The sequence below is a fragment of the Rhodococcus sp. BP-332 genome (assembly GCF_019836065.1).
GTDB lineage: Bacteria > Actinomycetota > Actinomycetes > Mycobacteriales > Mycobacteriaceae > Rhodococcoides.
The window spans coordinates 131,167-147,970 of record NZ_JABUEC010000003.1; the positions used below are offsets into that span (position 1 = coordinate 131,167).

Below are 16,804 nucleotides of genomic sequence, written 5' to 3' on the forward strand. Positions count from 1 at the left end.
CGGATCCGAATGGTGGATGACACAACCGACAGCGGCCGGTGATCATCACCGGCGGTGAGCGGCTATCAGATCCGTACAAGAAGGGTTCTCGCCATGAGCGTCACCAAGAGCAAGAGTGCAGTAGCAGTCGGCTTCGCAGCAGTTGCACTCCTCGGACTGTCCGCATGTTCGTCCGACGACAGCAGCAGCACCACCGAGACCACCGCGAGCAGCAGCATGGAGTCGATGACCTCGTCGGCCATGTCCTCCTCCACCGCGATGAACTCGAGTGCCGATCCGGCCTCCAACCTCGTCGGCTCGGGCTGCGCCGCCTACGCCGAGCAGGTCCCGGACGGTGCCGGCTCCGTGAGCGGAATGGCTGCCGATCCGGTCGCCGTCGCCGCCTCCAACAACCCGATCCTCACCACCCTGACCGCAGCGGTCTCCGGTGGCCTGAACCCGGGCGTCAACCTGGTCGACACGCTGAACGGCTCCGAGTTCACCGTCATCGCCCCGACCGACGACGCGTTTGCGAAGATCGACCCGGCCACCATCGAGACGCTGAAGACCGATTCCGCGCTGCTCACCAAGATCCTCACGTACCACGTGATCCCCGGCCAGATCGCTCCCGACGCCATCGCCGGCGAGCAGACCTCGGTCGAGGGCCAGGCAGTCAACGTCACCGGTGAGGGCGACACGCTGAAGTTCAACGACTCGAACCTGGTCTGCGGTGGCGTCAAGACCGCCAACGCGACCGTCTACCTGGTCGACTCGGTCATGATGCCCCCCGCCTGATCCTTCTCCACAGGGATCATGAGGACGAACACTCTCTTCGCGGCGGTCGTCCCCCGACTGTGTCCGTCGTGAAGTAGTACGAGGCGACCCGAGATTCTTCTCGGGTCGCCTTCGTGCGTCACGGGGACGGATGACGACAGCACGAGAAAGGCCCCCGGCGATGCCGGGGGCCTTTCTCGTGTGTCAGGGGAGGATCAGCGGAAGCCCTTGGCGGGGTTCTGCAGATCGAGCACCACCGTCGTGCCGTTGGAACGCACGTGCAGCTCGGGGCTCGCGAGCCCACCGGAGGTGAGGTACTCACCGAGGAGCTGCAGCAGCTCGTCGGGGCCGGTGGAGGAATCCATCGGGCGCGTGTCGCGGCTCGTGATCTCGTTCTGGGTCAGCCGTCCCGCGATGCGGATGGACGCGATGCCCATGGCCGTGCGGCGGTCGGGGCTCGGGTGACGGCCCGAAGCGAAGCTGCTGCCGTTCGACGATCCGTTGGTGGACGTGCTGCCGCCAGGCAACGCGTGTTCGGAAATCTGATCACTGGTTGTCATGTCGACCTCACTTTTGCTCGGAGTGACGCTCGAAGGTGTCCCGTTGGATCGGTGGGCTGGTGCCTTGCCGATCTTGATCCCCGTAAGGGGCCCACTTGATCCATCGCTCATTACTCGGACTGCTCCTCGATCGTCTCGGTACGTGACTCGAGTACTTCCGAAGAACAAACCAGAAGTACGTTCGAACAGAAAAAAAGTACCACGGGAAGGAAACAGCGAACAGTTTTGACCCTATGGATTGGAGATGACACCAATCTTGGGGTGAGGTGGTGTGGAGATGTCCCAGAGGATCAGTCGGCTGCGGCGACCAGCGGCTCGAGCAGCAGGTCCGGCAGCTCCTTCTGGATGTACTGCAGCCGCCACTTGTCACTGACCAGCGCCAACATCACGCCGTCCGTGCGGGTGAACACCTCGACGCCGCGCTGGCGACCGAGCTCCCCGGCGGACGCCGCGTCGGTGCGTCGAGCGATCGAGTAGCCCAGGGGCTCCATGCGCGCCTCGACGCCGAACTCCGACTTCATGCGCGCGGACACCACTTCGAACTGCATCGGACCCACGGCGGCGAGGACGGGCGACGCGTCTCCGCGGATGTCGTTGCGGAGGATCTGGACGACACCCTCCTGATCCATCTGATCCACGGCGCGACGGAACTGCTTGTACTTGCTCGCGCTCTCCGCACGGAGGACGGCGAAGTGCTCGGGAGCGAAGGACGGGATCGGCGGGAACTCGACCTTGCGATCCGCGTACAACGTGTGGCCGGGAGCGAGCGCGGTGGCGTTGACCAGCCCGACGACGTCGCCGGGGTAGGCGTTCTCCACCGTGGTGCGCTCGCGGCCGAACACCGTCAGCGCGTACTTCGTCGTGAACGGTTTGCCCGTCTGGGCATGGGTGACCACCATGCCGCGCTCGAAGACTCCGGAGACCACGCGCATGAAGGCGAGGCGGTCGCGGTGTGCGGTGTCCATGCCGGCCTGCACCTTGAACACGACCGCGCTGAAGGGGTCGGTGACCTCGCGCTCACCACCGGCCACGTCGGGACGGGGGCCCGGGGCCGGAGCGAACGAAACCAGGGTGTCGAGGATCTGGTGTACGCCGAAGTTCAGCATCGCCGACGCGAAGATCACCGGAGACGTCCGGCCCGCGAGGAACTCGTCCTCGTCGTGGCGCTGCCCGCTCTCGACGAGCAACTCGCTCTCCTCGACGGCGGTGGTCCAGTCGTCGCCCTCACGGGACTGCGCCGCCTCGGAGTCCATGAACTCCTCGGGTGCGATGGTCGCGCCACCGGCCGTGCGGGTGAAGTGGATGTACTGGTGCTCCGACACGTCGAGCAGTCCGCGGAAGTCACCCGCGATACCGACGGGCCAGTACAGCGGGGTCGGCGTCAGACCGATGCGCTCCTCGATCTCGTCGAGCAGCTCGAGGGGGGAGCGGCCCGGCCGGTCCCACTTGTTGACCACGGTGATGACCGGGATGCCGCGGTGCCGACACACCTGGAACAGCTTCAGCGTCTGCGGTTCCAGACCCTTCGCCGCGTCGATCAGCATCACGGCGGCGTCCACCGCGGTCAGCACGCGGTAGGTGTCCTCCGAGAAGTCGGCGTGACCCGGGGTGTCCACCAGGTTGATGGTGTGATCGGCGTATTCGAACTGCAGCGCCGTCGAACTGACGGAGATACCGCGCGCCTTCTCCATCTCCATCCAGTCGGAGACGGTCGAGCGGCGACCCGACTTCCCGTGGATCGCACCGGCCTCAGAGATCTTCCGCGCGTGCAGAGCCAGGGCCTCGGTGAGCGTCGACTTGCCCGCGTCGGGATGCGAGATCACCGCGAAGGTGCGACGACGCTCCACCTCGCGCCGGAGGTTCTTCGGCGGGGTGGTGCCGGCGGCGGTGACCGCGGTGGTGGTGTCGGTGTCGACGGACGGGGTGCTCACGAAGGCCTTTCTTCGGTGACCGCAGCTGTGCGGATCACTGGTCGGAACGTACCCAGGGTACTCGGCCGACACGCCGAGCCCGTCCGTCCGTAACAGCGGTCACCGTCGTCCGGATGTAACAGTGGTGCGCGCACCCGGCACGCACCACCGACGAGGGAGTGACGTTGAGCAGGTTCACCGAGGAGATGTACGCGACCGCGGCCACGACCGAGCGGGGTCTCGTCACCGGTGAGCCCGACGCACCGTTGCGGCAGACGTGGGGCGACATCCATGCGGTCGCGCGCCGGATGGCCGGCGGGCTCGCCGCGGCAGGGGTCTCCCGCGGGGACGCGATCGGCATCCTGGCCGGTCAGCCGGTGGACATCGCGCCGTCGTGCCAGGCGGCGTGGATGCGCGGCGCGTCCGTGACCATGCTGCATCAGCCGACGCCGCGCACCGATCTCGCCGTGTGGGGTGCCGACACCGAGACCGTCATCCGGATGATCGACGCCGCCGCGGTGGTGCTCGGTGCACCGTTCGACGCCGCGGCGCCCATCCTGGAGGAACGCGGGATCACCGTGCTGACGATCGACGACCTGCGCGGCGGTGAGGACACCGATCCCGTGCCCACCGACGAGTCCGACATCGCGCTGCAGCAGCTCACGTCCGGATCCACCGGATCTCCCAAGGCCGTGCGCATCACCCACGAGAACTTCTACGTCAACGCCTACGCGATGATCGATCGGATCGAGTACTCGCTCGAGGACGACGTGATGGTCAGCTGGCTCCCGCTGTTCCACGACATGGGGATGGTCGGGTTCCTGTCGGTGCCGATGCAGGTCGGTGCCGAGGTCGTCAGCATCACGCCGATCGACTTCCTGCGTTCTCCGCTGCTGTGGGCCCAGCTGATCGACAAGTACCGCGGCACCGTCACCGCCGCCCCCAATTTCGCGTACTCGTTGCTCGCGCGCAGGCTGAAGCAGGCGTCCGCCGACACGGCCCTCGATCTGTCGTCGTTGCGCTACGCGTGGAACGGTGCCGAGCCGGTGGATCCCGACACGATGCTCGCCCTCGCGGAGGCGGGCGCCCGGTTCGGGCTCGCCCCGACGGCTCTCGCACCCGTCTACGGGATGGCGGAGACCACGCTCGCGGTGTCGATCCCGGTCCGTGATCAGGGCCAGGTGCTCGACGTGGTCGACGCGGACCTGCTCGAGGTGATGGGCCGCGCCGTTCCGTCGACCAGGGGCAACGTCCGTCGTCTCGCGACGCTCGGGCGGATGGTGCCGAATCTCGAGGGGCGCGTCGTCGACGCCGAGGGCCAGGTGCTCCCGAGTCGCGGCGTCGGTGTCATCCACGTGCGGGGGCCGGCGGTGACGCCCGGATACATCACGGTGGAGGGCTCGGTGTCCGCGCAGGACGACGACGGGTGGCTCGACACCGGAGACATCGGGTACTTCACGGAGGAAGGCCTGGTCGTCGTCTGCGGGCGCATCAAGGACGTCATCATCATGGGCGGCCGCAACATCTATCCGACCGACATCGAACGTGCCGTGGGCACCGTCGCGGGCGTCCGGCCGGGCAATGCCGTCGCGATCCGTCTCGACGCGGGGCAGAAGCGGGAGAGCTTCGCGGTCGCGGCGGAGACCAACGAGATCGCCGACCCGGATGCGGTCAAGCGCATCGAGCACGACATCGTGCACGCGGTGTTCTCGGAAGTGGGGGTTCGTCCTCGCACGGTCGCGGTGCTCGGTCCCGGCACCATTCCGAAGACGTCCTCGGGCAAGCTCCGCCGCGCGAACTCGGCGTCGCTCCTCGGCTGAGCTCAGCGCATCAGGGTCGGTGGATGCGGTTCTGCGCGTTCTCGAGGCTGCCCTTCAGGAGCAGCTCCACTGCGTCCGCGGCCTCCTCCAGCACTACCGCCACCTCGTCGCGCTCGGACGCGGCGAAGGGCTTGAGCACGTACGACGCCGGATCCATCCGGCCGGGCGGCCGCCCCACCCCGACCCGGACACGGAGGTAGTCCTTGGTGGACAACGACTTCGAGATCGAGCGCAGCCCGTTGTGCCCGCCCTCCCCGCCGCCGACCTTGAGCCGCACCTGACCCAGATCGACGTCGAGTTCGTCGTGCACGACGATGATGTCCGCCGGCGCCACGGAGAAGAACCGGGCCAGGTTGGCGACCGGGCCCCCGGACTCGTTCATGTACGACCGCGGCTTCCCCAGCACGACCGGGCGAGTTCCGAGCCGTGCCTGGAGCACGTCGGAGTTGCTGCGCTTGTGCGACGAGAACGACCCTCGCATCCGCTCCGCCAGGGTGTCGACGACGACGGCGCCGACGTTGTGTCGGGTGCGCTCGTACTGCGGCCCGGGATTGCCCAGGCCGATGACGAGAGCAGGGCGATCGGTCATGTGCGGCAGTCGCTTTCAGCTCGTGGCGTGCGGGGTCGTGCGGAGTGGGGGAACGAGAAACGGCGCGCCTCCGGTGAGGGAGGCGCGCCGCGGTGGTGCTCGGTGGATCAGTTCTCGTCTGCTGCTGCGGCCTCGTCGGCGGCGGAGCTGTCCTCGACAGCCTCCTCTTCCTCGGCGGCGACGTTGCTGGCGAGATCGCCCGCGCCCTCGGCCTCGAGTGCAGCCTCGCTGGGCGCCTCGACGACGTTGACGAGGAGGAGCTCGGGATCGGAGATCAGCGTCGCGCCGGACGGCAGCTCGATCGACGAGGCGAGGATCTGGGTGCCGATCTCGGCGTCCTCGACGGAGACCTCGAACTGCTCGGGGATCTGGGTCGCGTCGACCTCGATCTCGATGACGTTGGCATCGGTGGTGACGAGGGCGCCGGGCGCCGCGTCGCCGGTGACGACGACGTTGATCTCGACGGTGACCTTCTCGCCGCGACGGATGACGAGGAGGTCGGCGTGCTCGATGTAGTTACGGATCGGGTGGACCACGACCGACTTGGTGAGGGCGAGGTGCTTCTCGCCATCGACCTGGAGCTCGATGACGGCGTTGGTGCCGTCGGCGCGGAGCACGGCGGCGAACTCGCGGGACGGGAGCGAGAGGTGCTTGGGCTCGGTGGCGTGTCCGTACAGGACGGCGGGGACGAGACCGTCGCGGCGGGTGCGGCGGGCTGCGCCCTTGCCGAACTCGGTGCGGACGGTGGCGTTGAGAACGTTGGCCATGGGACGGGGCTCCTCGGAAGATCTGGTGTGACTGCGGTCTGAAACGGCTGCGGTCCGGTGTGACTGCTGCGGGTACTACTCGCTCGGCGTGGACACGAACGAGGACGGCTGCGAGACCGCGCCTGCGTCGATCACGGTGACGTACGCACTGCGCACTCGTCACCCTCGCCGAGACAACGGCGTGAACACTACCCGAACGCGCCGATCGGCCGCGAATCGCCCCTGCTCGTCACCGTTGGCGGCGGGTCACCGCTCCGACGACAGAGCCCGGCACTCGTCCACGGCGTGATCGATCTGATCGAGGGTCAGGAAGTAGTGGGGAGACGCCCGGACGACGGAGTCCAGTCCGCGGGCCGTCATGTCGAGCAGAGTCGACGACGCCGGGCTGACGGAGACGGTGATGCCGCGCTCCGCCAGTGCGTCCTTCAGCGCGGCGGGCGCGGCGCCCTCGACGGTGAAGGTCACGATGCCGGTGTGGTGGTCGCCCAGGTCGTGCACCGCGATGCCGTGCACCTCGGCGAGGGCGTTCCGCAGCCGCTCGGCCCGCACACGTACCGCGGCCTCCACCGCGCTCGGTCCGAGTTCGAGCAGGAGATCGACGGCGGCGCCGAGACCGAGCCGGGCGGCGACGTCGTGTTCCCATGTCTCGAACCGGCGCGCGTCGTCGGCGACGGTGTAGGAGTCGGGGCCGGTCCAGGACGCACTGTGCAGATCCAGGGATCGCGGCTCCAGGGTGTCGAGCACCGACGGGGCGACGTGAAGGAAACCGGTGCCGCGCGGTCCTCGCAGCCACTTGCGTCCCGTCGCGGAGAGAGCGTCCACACCGAGCTCCGCCACGTCGAGGGCGATCTGGCCCACCGACTGACAGGCGTCCAGCAGCACGAGGGCCCCGTGACGGTGGGCCAGGTCGACGATCTCCCGGACCGGGTTCAGCAGGCCGCCGTTGGTCGGCGCGTGCACGAGCGAGACCAGCGCGACGCGGTCGTCCATCATCCGCTCGAGAGCCTCGAGATCGATGCGTCCGGACGGGTCCACGGGAATGGTGTCGACCACCGCGCCGGTCGCCCGCGCCCGCTGCAGTGCGGCGATCGCGTTGGTGGCGTACTCGACGGTGGAGACCAGGATGCGGTCACCGGGGGAGAGCGGTACCGCGTAGAAGAAGTCGCACCAGGCCCGCGTGGCGCTGTCGGACAGTGCCACGGTGCCGGTCGGGGCTCCGATCAGCATCTCCACGGACGTGCGCACCGCGGCGAGATCCTCCGAGCGTTCACGCGCTGCGCGGTATCCGCCCACCTCGGCCTCACGGCGCAGGTGCTCGACGACCGTCTCGACGACGCGCTGTGGCGGCAGCGACGAGCCGGCGCTGTCGAGGAACACCCCGTGCTCGGCGGCAGGGGTGTCGGCGCGGGCGGCGAGCACGTCGACGGTGTCCGTCTCGGGGGTGGCGTTCACAGTGACGCCGACACTACCGGCGACCGCGCGCGGGAGCGATTAGTCTGTGAAGGGCGGGGGTAGACGTCATCCGGACACGCAGTGTCCGTTCCTCTTCCCGTACGCAGTGCCCGTTCCACTTCACGCTCCACCGTCACCCCGCGGAGGCATCCATGACGGCCGTTTCCGGCACTCTCAGTTCGCGGCCCGCCGCCGAGGCATACCTCGCCCGGGTCTGTTTCAAGGTGGGGCCGCCGACTCTGATCGGCGCAGAACTCGAATGGTTCACCCGGACCCCGTCCGGTGCACGTCCCACTCTCGACTCGCTCGCCGAGGCACTGGGTGCCCACACCCCGCAGTCTCTTCGGCCCGAGTCCCCCGCACTCGCCCTCCGCTCCGGAAGTGTCGTCTCCGTCGAGCCCGGTGGTCAGATCGAATTGTCGTCCTCGCCCGCCACGTCCCTCGCCTCCGTCGTCGAGGCGTTGCGCGACGACGAGCAGACGTTGACCCGCCTGCTCGACTCGCACGGGATCTCCCTCGCCGGAGGCGGCGCGGACACGCTGCGACCTCCCGACCGCCTGCTCACGCTGCCGCGCTACTGCGCGATGGAGCAGCGCTTCGAGCAGTACGGCCCGTACGGCAAGCTCATGATGTGCAACACGGCCGCGGTCCAGGTCAGTGTGGACGCCGGCGGCGACGACGAGCAGATCCGACGGCGCTGGGCCACAGTGCATGCCGTGGGTCCGGCATTACTGGCGGCGTTCGCGACCACGCCCGCTCTGTACGGCGTTCCCGACGGTCGGTGGGCCTCGCAGCGCATGCGCACCTGGTTCGAACTGGACCGCACCCGCACGCGTGTTCCGCTCGGGGTCGATCCCGTCCGCGACTACGCAACCTGGGTCATGGACGTCCCGCTCCTGTGTGTGCGACGCGACGGGCGCCTCGCCGCGCCGCCGCGCGAGGCCACGTTCGCCCAGTGGCTCGAGGGTGACCTGGACGACGACATGGGTCGGCGCCCCACGACGGCCGACCTGGACTACCACCTGACGACGGTGTTTCCCCTCGTGCGTGCGAGCGGCCACCTCGAGATCCGGTACCTCGACGGCCAACCCGACGGGGCGTGGGAGGTGCCGATGTACGCGGTGGACGCCCTGCTGTCCTCCGACTCGGTCGCCGGCCAGGCGCTGGACCTGGCGGAACCCACCCTGAACAGGTGGGAGGACGCGGCGCGGGACGGACTCGCCGACCAGGCGCTGCGGCGCGCTGCGGTGGAGCTGCTGACACTCGCGGCCGACTCCAGCCACGGCGAGGCGCGTGAAGCCCTGGGCCGCGCGGCGACGCGCTGCTCCGCCGCCCAGCCGCCGACGGCACCAGGGACAGCGGCGACACCACCACGAGGCGATGCTCGGAAGGAGTTCTCACGATGACGGCGAACACGACGGTCGACGCGGTGGCGCTGCGCGGCCGGCTCGAGTCGATGCTGGTGCGTAGCCGAGCCCGGACCCTGGCGCTCACCCGGTGCCTCGACGAGGACGGGCTGCGCGAGCAGGTGTCGCCGTTGATGAGCCCACTGGTCTGGGATCTCGCCCACATCGGCAACCAGGAAGAGCTGTGGCTGGTCCGCGACGTGGGCGGCCGAGACGCGGTGCACCCGGAGATCGACGACCTCTACGACGCGTTCCGCCACGCACGGTCCACCCGGCCGGGGCTGGATCTGCTGTCGCCCGACGAGGCGCGTGCCTACGTCGACACCGTGCGCGCCCTGTCACTGGATGCGCTGCAGCGCTGCACCTTCGACGAGAGTCGGCTGGTGGAGAACGGCTTCGTCTTCGCGATGGTCGCGCAGCACGAACAGCAGCACGACGAGACGATGCTGGCGACACATCAGCTGCGCACCGGCGACGCCGTGCTGGACGCACCCGACGCTCCCCGCGCCCAGCTGCCGCCCGCCCACGACGTCGAGGTCATCGTCCCCGGTGGCGCGTTCGAGATGGGAACCGGCGACGATCCGTGGGCCCTCGACAACGAGCGGCCCGCGCACACTGTCGAGGTGCCCACCTTCGCGATCGACGCGGCTCCGGTGACCAACGGCGAGTACCTCCAGTTCATCGCCGACGGTGGCTACGACCGCGAGGAGCTGTGGACCGAACGCGGCTGGGCACACCGCACCGAGGCCGGTCTCACCGCGCCGCAGTTCTGGTCGCAGGACGACGACGGTGTGTGGTGGCGTCGAGTCTTCGGACGTGCGAAGCAGATTCGAGCAGCGCAGCCCGTGGTTCACGTCAGCTGGTTCGAAGCCGACGCCTACGCCCGCTGGGCCGGCAAGCGCCTGCCGACCGAGGCGGAATGGGAGAAGGCGGCACGCTTCGACCCCGCGTCCGGGCTCTCCCGGCGCAACCCCTGGGGCGACGACGACGCCGACGACCGGCACGCGAATCTCGGTCAACGCCACCTCGAACCCGCCGACGTCGGCGCGTATCCCGAGGGAGCCTCGCCGCTCGGCGTCGAGCAGCTGATGGGGGACGTCTGGGAGTGGACGTCGTCCGACTTCGAGCCGTACCCCGGGTTCGAGATGTTCCCCTACCCGGAGTACTCCGAGGTGTTCTTCGGCGGCGACTACAAGGTGTTGCGCGGCGGCTCGTTCGGCACCGACCAGACGGCGGTCCGCGCGACGTTCCGCAACTGGGACCACCCGATCCGGCGCCAGATCTTCGCCGGCTTCCGGTGCGCCCGCGACGTGGGACACCGGTAGCGGATGTGCCGACACGTCGGCTATCTCGGACCCGCGCGCACCGTCGGAGACGTGCTCACCGCGGGCCCGACATCGCTGCTCACCCAGTCGTACGCACCCCGCGAGATGCGCGGCGGCGGCACGATCAACGCGGACGGCTTCGGTGCGGCCTGGTGGTCGAACGGCACCGCGTCGTCGTATCGGAGTGCGATGCCGATGTGGGGTGACCCGGCCGTCACCGACACGCTCACCCACGTCCGCTCGGTGGCGGTGATGGGGGCCGTGCGGTCCGCCACTGTCGGCATGCCCGTCGAGCGGTCGGCGTGCGCGCCCTTCGTCGAGGGTCGATGGGCGTTCAGCCACAACGGTGTCGTGCGCGGATGGCCGCAGTCGGTCTCCGCGCTCGCCGAGAAGGTGCCCGTCGAGTCGCTGCTGCGGTTGGCGGCACCCACGGATTCCGCTGTGCTGTGGGCGATTCTGCAGCAGCGGCTACTGGACCGCGATCCGGCGGACGCACTCGCCGGTCTGCTGGCGGACGTCGACGCCGCCGCCCCGGACTCGCGCGTCAACCTGCTGCTCGGCGACGGCGAGTCGCTCTGGGCGACGACGCTCCACCACTCGCTCTCCGTCCGGTACGACGAGGACAGCGTCGTCCTCGCGTCCGAACCGCTCGACGATCTGCCCGGATGGCAGCAGGTGCCCGATCGGTGCCTCGTCTCCGCCCGACCGGGATCCGTGAACATCACCACCTTCTGACCGCTCCACCCCTGCACCTTCCATGCTCGTCAGCACCGAGGAGTTCGTCATGACAGCGCCGTCACTGGACATCCACATCACCGAGGGTGATCTACAGGAATCGCTGCGGGAAGATGCCCGCCGCGGGCTCACCGCGACGCCGAAATGGTTGCCGCCGAAGTACTTCTACGATGCCGTGGGCAGCGAACTGTTCGAGCGCATCACCGAGTTGGACGAGTACTACCCGACGCGCACCGAGCGCGCCCTGCTGACCGAACGGGCCGCGGAGATCGCCCGCGTGACGGGAGTGGAGGTGCTGGTCGAGTTGGGCTCCGGATCGTCGGACAAGACCCGGGTGCTGCTGTCCGCGGGTCTGGAACACGGCACCCTGCGTCGCTACGTCCCGCAGGACGTGTCGCCGTCGGCGTTGACCGGTGCGATGGAGGAGTTGTCGCGCCAGTACCCGGACCTCGAGATCCACGGTGTGGTGAGCGATTTCACGAGCACCGGCGGCCCGGACAGTGGTCTGTTCTGGGTCCCCACCGGCGGGCGCAGGACGTTGGCGTTCCTGGGCGGCACGCTGGGGAACCTCGTGCCGCAGGAGCGCGCCGAGTTCCTCTCCGCCATCTCGAACACCCTCGACACGGGGGAGTTCCTGTTGCTCGGGGTCGGGCTGGTCATCGACCCCGCGATTCTGGTGCCCGCGTACGACGACGCGCAGGGAGTGACGGCGCAGTTCGACCTGAACGTGCTCTCCGTGTTGAACGGACAGCTGAACGCCGACTTCGACATGGACGACTTCGAGCACGTCGCCGTGTGGGACGAGCGCAACGAGTGGATCGAGATGCGGCTGCGCGCACGTCGCGACCACACGGTGCGCGTCGCGGACCTCGACCTGAACGTGCAGTTCGCGGCGGGCGAGGAGATGCGGACCGAGATCTCCGCCAAGTTCCGACGCGAGTCGATCACCGGCGAACTGGCCGCGGCGGGGCTGACGGTCGACGAGTTCTGGACCGATTCCGACGAGCGCTTCGCCCTGGTGCTGGCCCGGAAGTAGGGCGCCCGACGACGACACTCCCCGCGGACGAGGTCCGCGGGGAGTGTCGGTCGGTGACGTCGTTTCTCAGGCGTTGCCGTTGAACAGGCTGGTGACGGACCCGTTCTCGAAGACCTCACGGATGGTCTTGCCGAGCAGGGGTGCGATGGAGAGCACAGTCAGCGACGGGAACAGCTTGTCGTCACTGATGGGCAGCGTGTTGGTCACGACGACCTCCTTGGCGCCGCACGACGCGAGGCGCTCGGCGGCCGGGTGGCTCAGCACGCCGTGCGTGGCGGCGATGACGACGTCGCCCGCGCCGGCCTCCTTGAGCACCTTCACCGCGCCGGCGATGGTGCCACCGGTGTCGATCATGTCGTCGATCAGGATGCAGGTGCGTCCCTCGACGTCACCGACGACTCGATTCGACTTGACCTGGTTGGGCACCAACGGATCTCGCGTCTTGTGAATGAACGCCAGCGGCGCCCCGCCGAGCGAGTCGGCCCACTTCTCCGCGACGCGCACGCGGCCGGAGTCGGGGGAGACCACGGTGATGTGCTCGAGGTTGTAGCCCTCACGGATGTGGTCGGCGAGCTGGCTGTGCGCGTGCATGTGGTCGACCGGGCCGTCGAAGAAGCCCTGGATCTGGTCGGTGTGGAGATCGACCGTGATGATGCGGTCGGCACCGGCCGTCTTGAGCAGATCGGCGACCAGGCGCGCGGAGATCGGCTCGCGGCCGCGGTGCTTCTTGTCCTGGCGGGCGTAGGGGTAGAACGGCAGGATCGCGGTGATGCGCTTCGCGGATCCGCGCTTGAGCGCGTCGATCATGATGAGCTGTTCCATGAGCCACGTGTTCAACGGGAACGGGTGGCTCTGGAGCACGAAGGCGTCGGAACCGCGGACGGACTCCTCGAAGCGGACGAAGATCTCGCCGTTCGCGAAGTCGCGGGCGGTCTGCGGGGTGACCTCGATCCCGAGTTCCTTCGCCACCTGCTCGGCGAGCTCGGGATGAGCGCGACCGGAGAAGAGCATCAAGTTCTTCTGGTTGTCGATCCAGTTGGCTGTGGTCACTGCTCTACTCGCCGTCCTTCGGTTCGTGCACGTGTGATTCCTCGGTCGAACGGGCGCGTTCGGCGGCCTCTGCCGCCGGCGTTCCCGGACGTTTCTTCTGCACCCAGCCCTCGATGATCCGTTGCGGACCACCGGAGACGGCGAGCGCTCCCGCCGGTACATCATGGCGTAGGACGGTTCCGGCGCCCGTGTAGGCCCCGTCGCCCACGCGCACCGGCGCGATGAACATGGTGTCGGAACCGGTGCGCACGTGCGAACCGATCTCGGTGCGGCTCTTGCCGACGCCGTCGTAGTTGACGAAGACGCTGGAGGCACCGATGTTGGAGTGCTCGCCGATGCTGGCGTCGCCGACGTAGGTCAGGTGCGGCACCTTGGAGTGTGCTCCGATGGTCGCGTTCTTGGTCTCCACGAAGGCGCCGAGCTTGCCGTGGTCGCCGAGGTCGCTGTTCGGCCGCAGGTAGGTGAAGGGCCCGACCGTCGCTCCGGCACCGATCACCGAGTCGGATCCGTGCGAGCGGACCACCGTCGCGCCCTCGCCGACCGACACGTCGGTGAGTGTCGTGTCGGGCCCGATGATCGCGTCCTCGCCGATGACGGTGCGTCCGTGCAACTGCGTGCCGGGGTGCAGCACGGCGTCGCGTCCGACGGCGACCTCGATGTCCACCCACGTCGACGACGGGTCGATCACGGTCACGCCGGCGCGCATGTGGCGGGCGAGGATGTGCTCGTTGAGGATGCGGGTGACCTCGGACAGCTGCACTCGGTCGTTCACGCCGCGCACCAGCGACGGGTCGGTGAGCTGGGTGCTGAACACCGGCAGGCCGCGTCGGCGCGAGATCTTCAGGACGTCGGTCAGGTACAGCTCGTGCTGCGCGTTGTCGGTGCCGAGCGAGTCGAGAGCCACCCGCAGCGACTGCGCGTCGAAGGCGTAGACACCCGAGTTCACCTCGGTGATGGTCAGCTGATCGGGAGTCGCGTCGGCGTGCTCGACGATCTCCTGGACCTGGCCGGACCCGTCGCGGACGATGCGGCCGTAGCCGTTCGCGTCGTCGGGGACGAAGGTGAGCACCGACACCGCGACGGGCTCCGCGGAGGAGTGGTGATCGTGCAGCAGTGCCTGCAGAGTGTGGGCGTCGAGCAGTGGCACGTCCCCCGCGGTGACCACCACGGTGCCGTCGAAGTCGGCGGGCAGCGACGCGAGGCCGCACTGCACCGCGTGACCGGTGCCGTGCTGTTCGGCCTGCACCGCGATGTCGATGGTGCGACCCAACGTCTCGGCCAGATCGGCGACGGCGGCCGAGACCTTCTCGCGGTCGTGCCCGACGACGGTGACGAGGTGATCGGGGTCCACCCCGTCGGCCGCGTGCAGAGCGTGCGCGAGCATGGACCGACCGGCCAGTTCGTGCAGAACCTTCGGAATCTTCGATCGCATTCGGGTTCCCGCCCCCGCGGCGAGCACGACTACAGCGACCTTCGACGTCATGAATCTCCTCGACCGACTTCGGATGTGTCCCGGGCGGGGGACCCGCCACACTCGTCGCCACGGCTCCGCCGCCCTACGACAGCAGTTCCGCCGCTGTGGCGTCACGGCTCCGCCGCCAGGATTCGAACCTGAACTATCTGAACCAAAATCAGAGGTGCTGCCATTACACCACGGCGGATCACAGCCTCGGCTGGCGTGCGCCGAGCGCGTCGATCCTCGCACGAGTGCACCCGCTCCGTAAAACGCTCCGCAGGCCTCACTCGCCGCGCAGTGCTCGCGTGTCACAGTGATTCCATGACCTCGACGCCCGACGCGCCCCGCGAGCCCGATCAGCCGCGTGCACCCGGTGACGCCGCCCTACCGGATCGTGCGCCCCGCGTCCGGATGACGGGGACCGCGCGCCGGGCCCAGTTGATCGAGATCGGCCGCACGCTGTTCGCCGAGCGTGGCTACGAGGCCACGTCCATCGAGGAGATCGCGCAACGCGCGCAGGTGAGCAAGCCGGTCGTGTACGAGCACTTCGGCGGCAAGGAGGGTCTCTACGCCGTGGTGGTGGACCGCGAGATGTCCACGCTGCTGTCCATGATCACGTCGTCGCTGACAGAGAACCGGTCCCGGATCCGGGTCGAACGGGTGGCGCTGGCCCTGTTGACGTACGTCGAGGAGCGCAGCGACGGGTTCCGCATCCTCGTGCGCGACTCCCCGGTCGCCGCGGCCGAGGGGACGTACTCGAGCCTGCTGAACGACGCCGTCGGCCAGGTGGGGCACATCCTGGCGGGCGACTTCTCCCGCCGAGACATCGACCCGGCCAATGCCCAGCTGTACGCCCAGGCATTGGTCGGAATGGTGTCGATGACGGCGCAATGGTGGCTGGACGAACGGTCTCCCTCGAAAGAGGTGGTGGCCGCGCACATCGTGAACCTGTGCTGGAACGGGCTCACGAATCTGGAGCCCGATCCCCGGTTGGGGAGCTGAAAGCGCGAGTGTCACCGGAGGTGGTCACGGTGGACCACCTCGTCGGTCGTGACGACACGACGCTCGGACTCCGGGACGAGTGCTCGTGCTGTGTAGTGGTCCAGTGGTACCGTTCTCGCGTTGTTCACGGATTGAATGCCCCAAACTTTCGAGGCGGATCGCATGGTCAGACAGGCACGCGCCGAGATCACCAGAGACACGGTGCTCGCGGGGGCCGCCCATGTCTTTCTACGGCTCGGGTACGCCAATGCCAGCCTCAGCGAGATCATTTCGCAGTCGCAGGTCACCAAGGGAGCTCTCTACTTCCACTTCGGGTCGAAGGAGGAGCTGGCTCGCGCCGTCATCGACGAGGGCGTGCGGCGGCTCACCACGGCGTGCCGCGCCCTGGACGACGGCCGGATCCCCGCTCTCGAGGCCGAGATCGGTGTCTCGTACATCACGGTCGATCTGGCGATCACGGATCCGATGGTCGCCGCGATGTTCCGGCTCAAGCATCAGATCGGCGACTACCGCGGTACCGGTGAGAACGTCATGGAGGGCTGGGCCGAGTACCACACCGGCCTGGCGCGTCGGGCGATCGACGAGGGCGACCTCGAGGCCGACCTCGACCCCGTGACCACCGGAATGCTGTTCCTGGAGGTCATCGTCGGCGCCCACATGGTCGCGGTGGCCACCGACAGCACCAAGGAGTTGTCGGCGCGCATGGAGCGGCTGTGGCACTACCTGCTCCCGTCGCTGGTCCCCGGTCGCAAGCTCGACTACTTCCGTGAGTTCGCCGCCCGCCGGGTCCTGCGCTACGGCGCCTGACGACGAGCGGCCACGTCGCGGTCGCCTCGGTCGGCCCACGGTCGTTTCTGTCGGCGATTGCTCCTAGAATCGATACCGAGTCGTCACCGACCGATCGATCTCCGTGAGGGGTGTCGAGCGTTGCGGGTGCACGATC

15 protein-coding genes and 1 tRNA gene are annotated in these 16,804 nt (G+C 68.5%); 8 read left to right on the top strand and 8 right to left on the bottom strand.

Translation table 11 applies throughout. The annotated features are described in order from the left end of the window. Window positions 1-93: 93 nt before the first annotated feature. Window positions 94-774 (top strand): fasciclin domain-containing protein, encoded by a 681-nt coding sequence (locus tag HQ314_RS11800; protein WP_027504081.1) that lies wholly within the window; start codon window positions 94-96, stop codon window positions 772-774. A gap of 194 nt (window positions 775-968) precedes the next feature. Here the strand turns inward: HQ314_RS11800 and HQ314_RS11805 are convergent, their stop codons facing one another. Continuing rightward, the gene (locus HQ314_RS11805) at window positions 969-1,313 is read right to left on the bottom strand and encodes a hypothetical protein (RefSeq protein WP_231476131.1); all 345 of its coding nucleotides are present in this window, start codon (window positions 1,311-1,313) and stop codon (window positions 969-971) included. 290 nt (window positions 1,314-1,603) lie between these two features. After that, window positions 1,604-3,244, bottom strand: a complete 1,641-nt coding sequence (locus tag HQ314_RS11810; protein WP_222650155.1) for a peptide chain release factor 3 — start codon at window positions 3,242-3,244, stop codon at window positions 1,604-1,606. Window positions 3,245-3,408: 164 nt separating this feature from the next. On the opposite strand from HQ314_RS11810, the gene HQ314_RS11815 reads away from it, so the two are divergent. Next, complete coding sequence (locus HQ314_RS11815; protein ID WP_222650156.1) at window positions 3,409-5,043, top strand: fatty acyl-AMP ligase; 1,635 nt, start codon at window positions 3,409-3,411, stop codon at window positions 5,041-5,043. A gap of 10 nt (window positions 5,044-5,053) precedes the next feature. Here the strand turns inward: HQ314_RS11815 and pth are convergent, their stop codons facing one another. From pth to HQ314_RS11830, 3 genes are all read right to left on the bottom strand, one after another. Continuing rightward, the gene (pth, locus tag HQ314_RS11820; RefSeq protein WP_222627615.1) at window positions 5,054-5,632 is read right to left on the bottom strand and encodes an aminoacyl-tRNA hydrolase; all 579 of its coding nucleotides are present in this window, start codon (window positions 5,630-5,632) and stop codon (window positions 5,054-5,056) included. 107 nt (window positions 5,633-5,739) lie between these two features. Continuing rightward, window positions 5,740-6,399: a 50S ribosomal protein L25/general stress protein Ctc gene (locus HQ314_RS11825; RefSeq protein ID WP_056447089.1), complete on the bottom strand. Its 660-nt coding sequence runs from the start codon at window positions 6,397-6,399 to the stop codon at window positions 5,740-5,742. A gap of 246 nt (window positions 6,400-6,645) precedes the next feature. Then, a complete protein-coding gene (locus tag HQ314_RS11830; RefSeq protein ID WP_222650157.1) occupies window positions 6,646-7,851 on the bottom strand; it encodes an aminotransferase class V-fold PLP-dependent enzyme in 1,206 nt (401 codons plus the stop codon). A 152-nt stretch (window positions 7,852-8,003) separates the two neighbouring features. Here HQ314_RS11830 and egtA point away from each other — a divergent pair, with 152 nt between their 5' ends. Genes egtA through egtD form a run of 4 tightly spaced genes read left to right on the top strand, consistent with a single transcriptional unit; the run spans window position 8,004 to window position 12,353 of the window. Continuing rightward, a complete protein-coding gene (egtA, locus tag HQ314_RS11835) occupies window positions 8,004-9,257 on the top strand; it encodes an ergothioneine biosynthesis glutamate--cysteine ligase EgtA (RefSeq protein ID WP_222650158.1) in 1,254 nt (417 codons plus the stop codon). Next, the gene (egtB, locus tag HQ314_RS11840; protein WP_222650159.1) at window positions 9,254-10,582 is read left to right on the top strand and encodes an ergothioneine biosynthesis protein EgtB; all 1,329 of its coding nucleotides are present in this window, start codon (window positions 9,254-9,256) and stop codon (window positions 10,580-10,582) included. The genes egtA and egtB overlap by 4 nt, the downstream gene beginning before the upstream one ends. Window positions 10,583-10,585: 3 nt before the next feature. Beyond that, a complete protein-coding gene (gene egtC, locus HQ314_RS11845) occupies window positions 10,586-11,317 on the top strand; it encodes an ergothioneine biosynthesis protein EgtC (RefSeq protein ID WP_222650160.1) in 732 nt (243 codons plus the stop codon). Window positions 11,318-11,366: 49 nt separating this feature from the next. Beyond that, complete coding sequence (egtD, locus tag HQ314_RS11850; RefSeq protein ID WP_222650161.1) at window positions 11,367-12,353, top strand: L-histidine N(alpha)-methyltransferase; 987 nt, start codon at window positions 11,367-11,369, stop codon at window positions 12,351-12,353. A 66-nt stretch (window positions 12,354-12,419) separates the two neighbouring features. On the opposite strand, the gene HQ314_RS11855 is transcribed toward egtD, so the two are convergent. The 3 genes from HQ314_RS11855 to HQ314_RS11865 form a co-directional block, all read right to left on the bottom strand. After that, window positions 12,420-13,403 carry a ribose-phosphate diphosphokinase gene (locus HQ314_RS11855; RefSeq protein WP_204866510.1) on the bottom strand — a complete coding sequence of 328 codons (984 nt, stop codon included), beginning with the start codon at window positions 13,401-13,403 and terminating at the stop codon, window positions 12,420-12,422. Between the two features lie 4 nt (window positions 13,404-13,407). Beyond that, complete coding sequence (glmU, locus tag HQ314_RS11860) at window positions 13,408-14,886, bottom strand: bifunctional UDP-N-acetylglucosamine diphosphorylase/glucosamine-1-phosphate N-acetyltransferase GlmU (RefSeq protein ID WP_222650162.1); 1,479 nt, start codon at window positions 14,884-14,886, stop codon at window positions 13,408-13,410. A 107-nt stretch (window positions 14,887-14,993) separates the two neighbouring features. Continuing rightward, window positions 14,994-15,064 (bottom strand) — tRNA-Gln (locus HQ314_RS11865). 206 nt (window positions 15,065-15,270) lie between these two features. Here HQ314_RS11865 and HQ314_RS11870 point away from each other — a divergent pair. Continuing rightward, on the top strand, window positions 15,271-15,861 hold the full coding sequence (locus HQ314_RS11870) for a TetR/AcrR family transcriptional regulator (RefSeq protein ID WP_027504068.1): 591 nt from the start codon (window positions 15,271-15,273) through the stop codon (window positions 15,859-15,861). Window positions 15,862-16,023: 162 nt separating this feature from the next. Beyond that, the gene (locus HQ314_RS11875; protein ID WP_027504067.1) at window positions 16,024-16,668 is read left to right on the top strand and encodes a ScbR family autoregulator-binding transcription factor; all 645 of its coding nucleotides are present in this window, start codon (window positions 16,024-16,026) and stop codon (window positions 16,666-16,668) included. The last annotated feature ends 136 nt before the right edge of the window (window positions 16,669-16,804 follow it).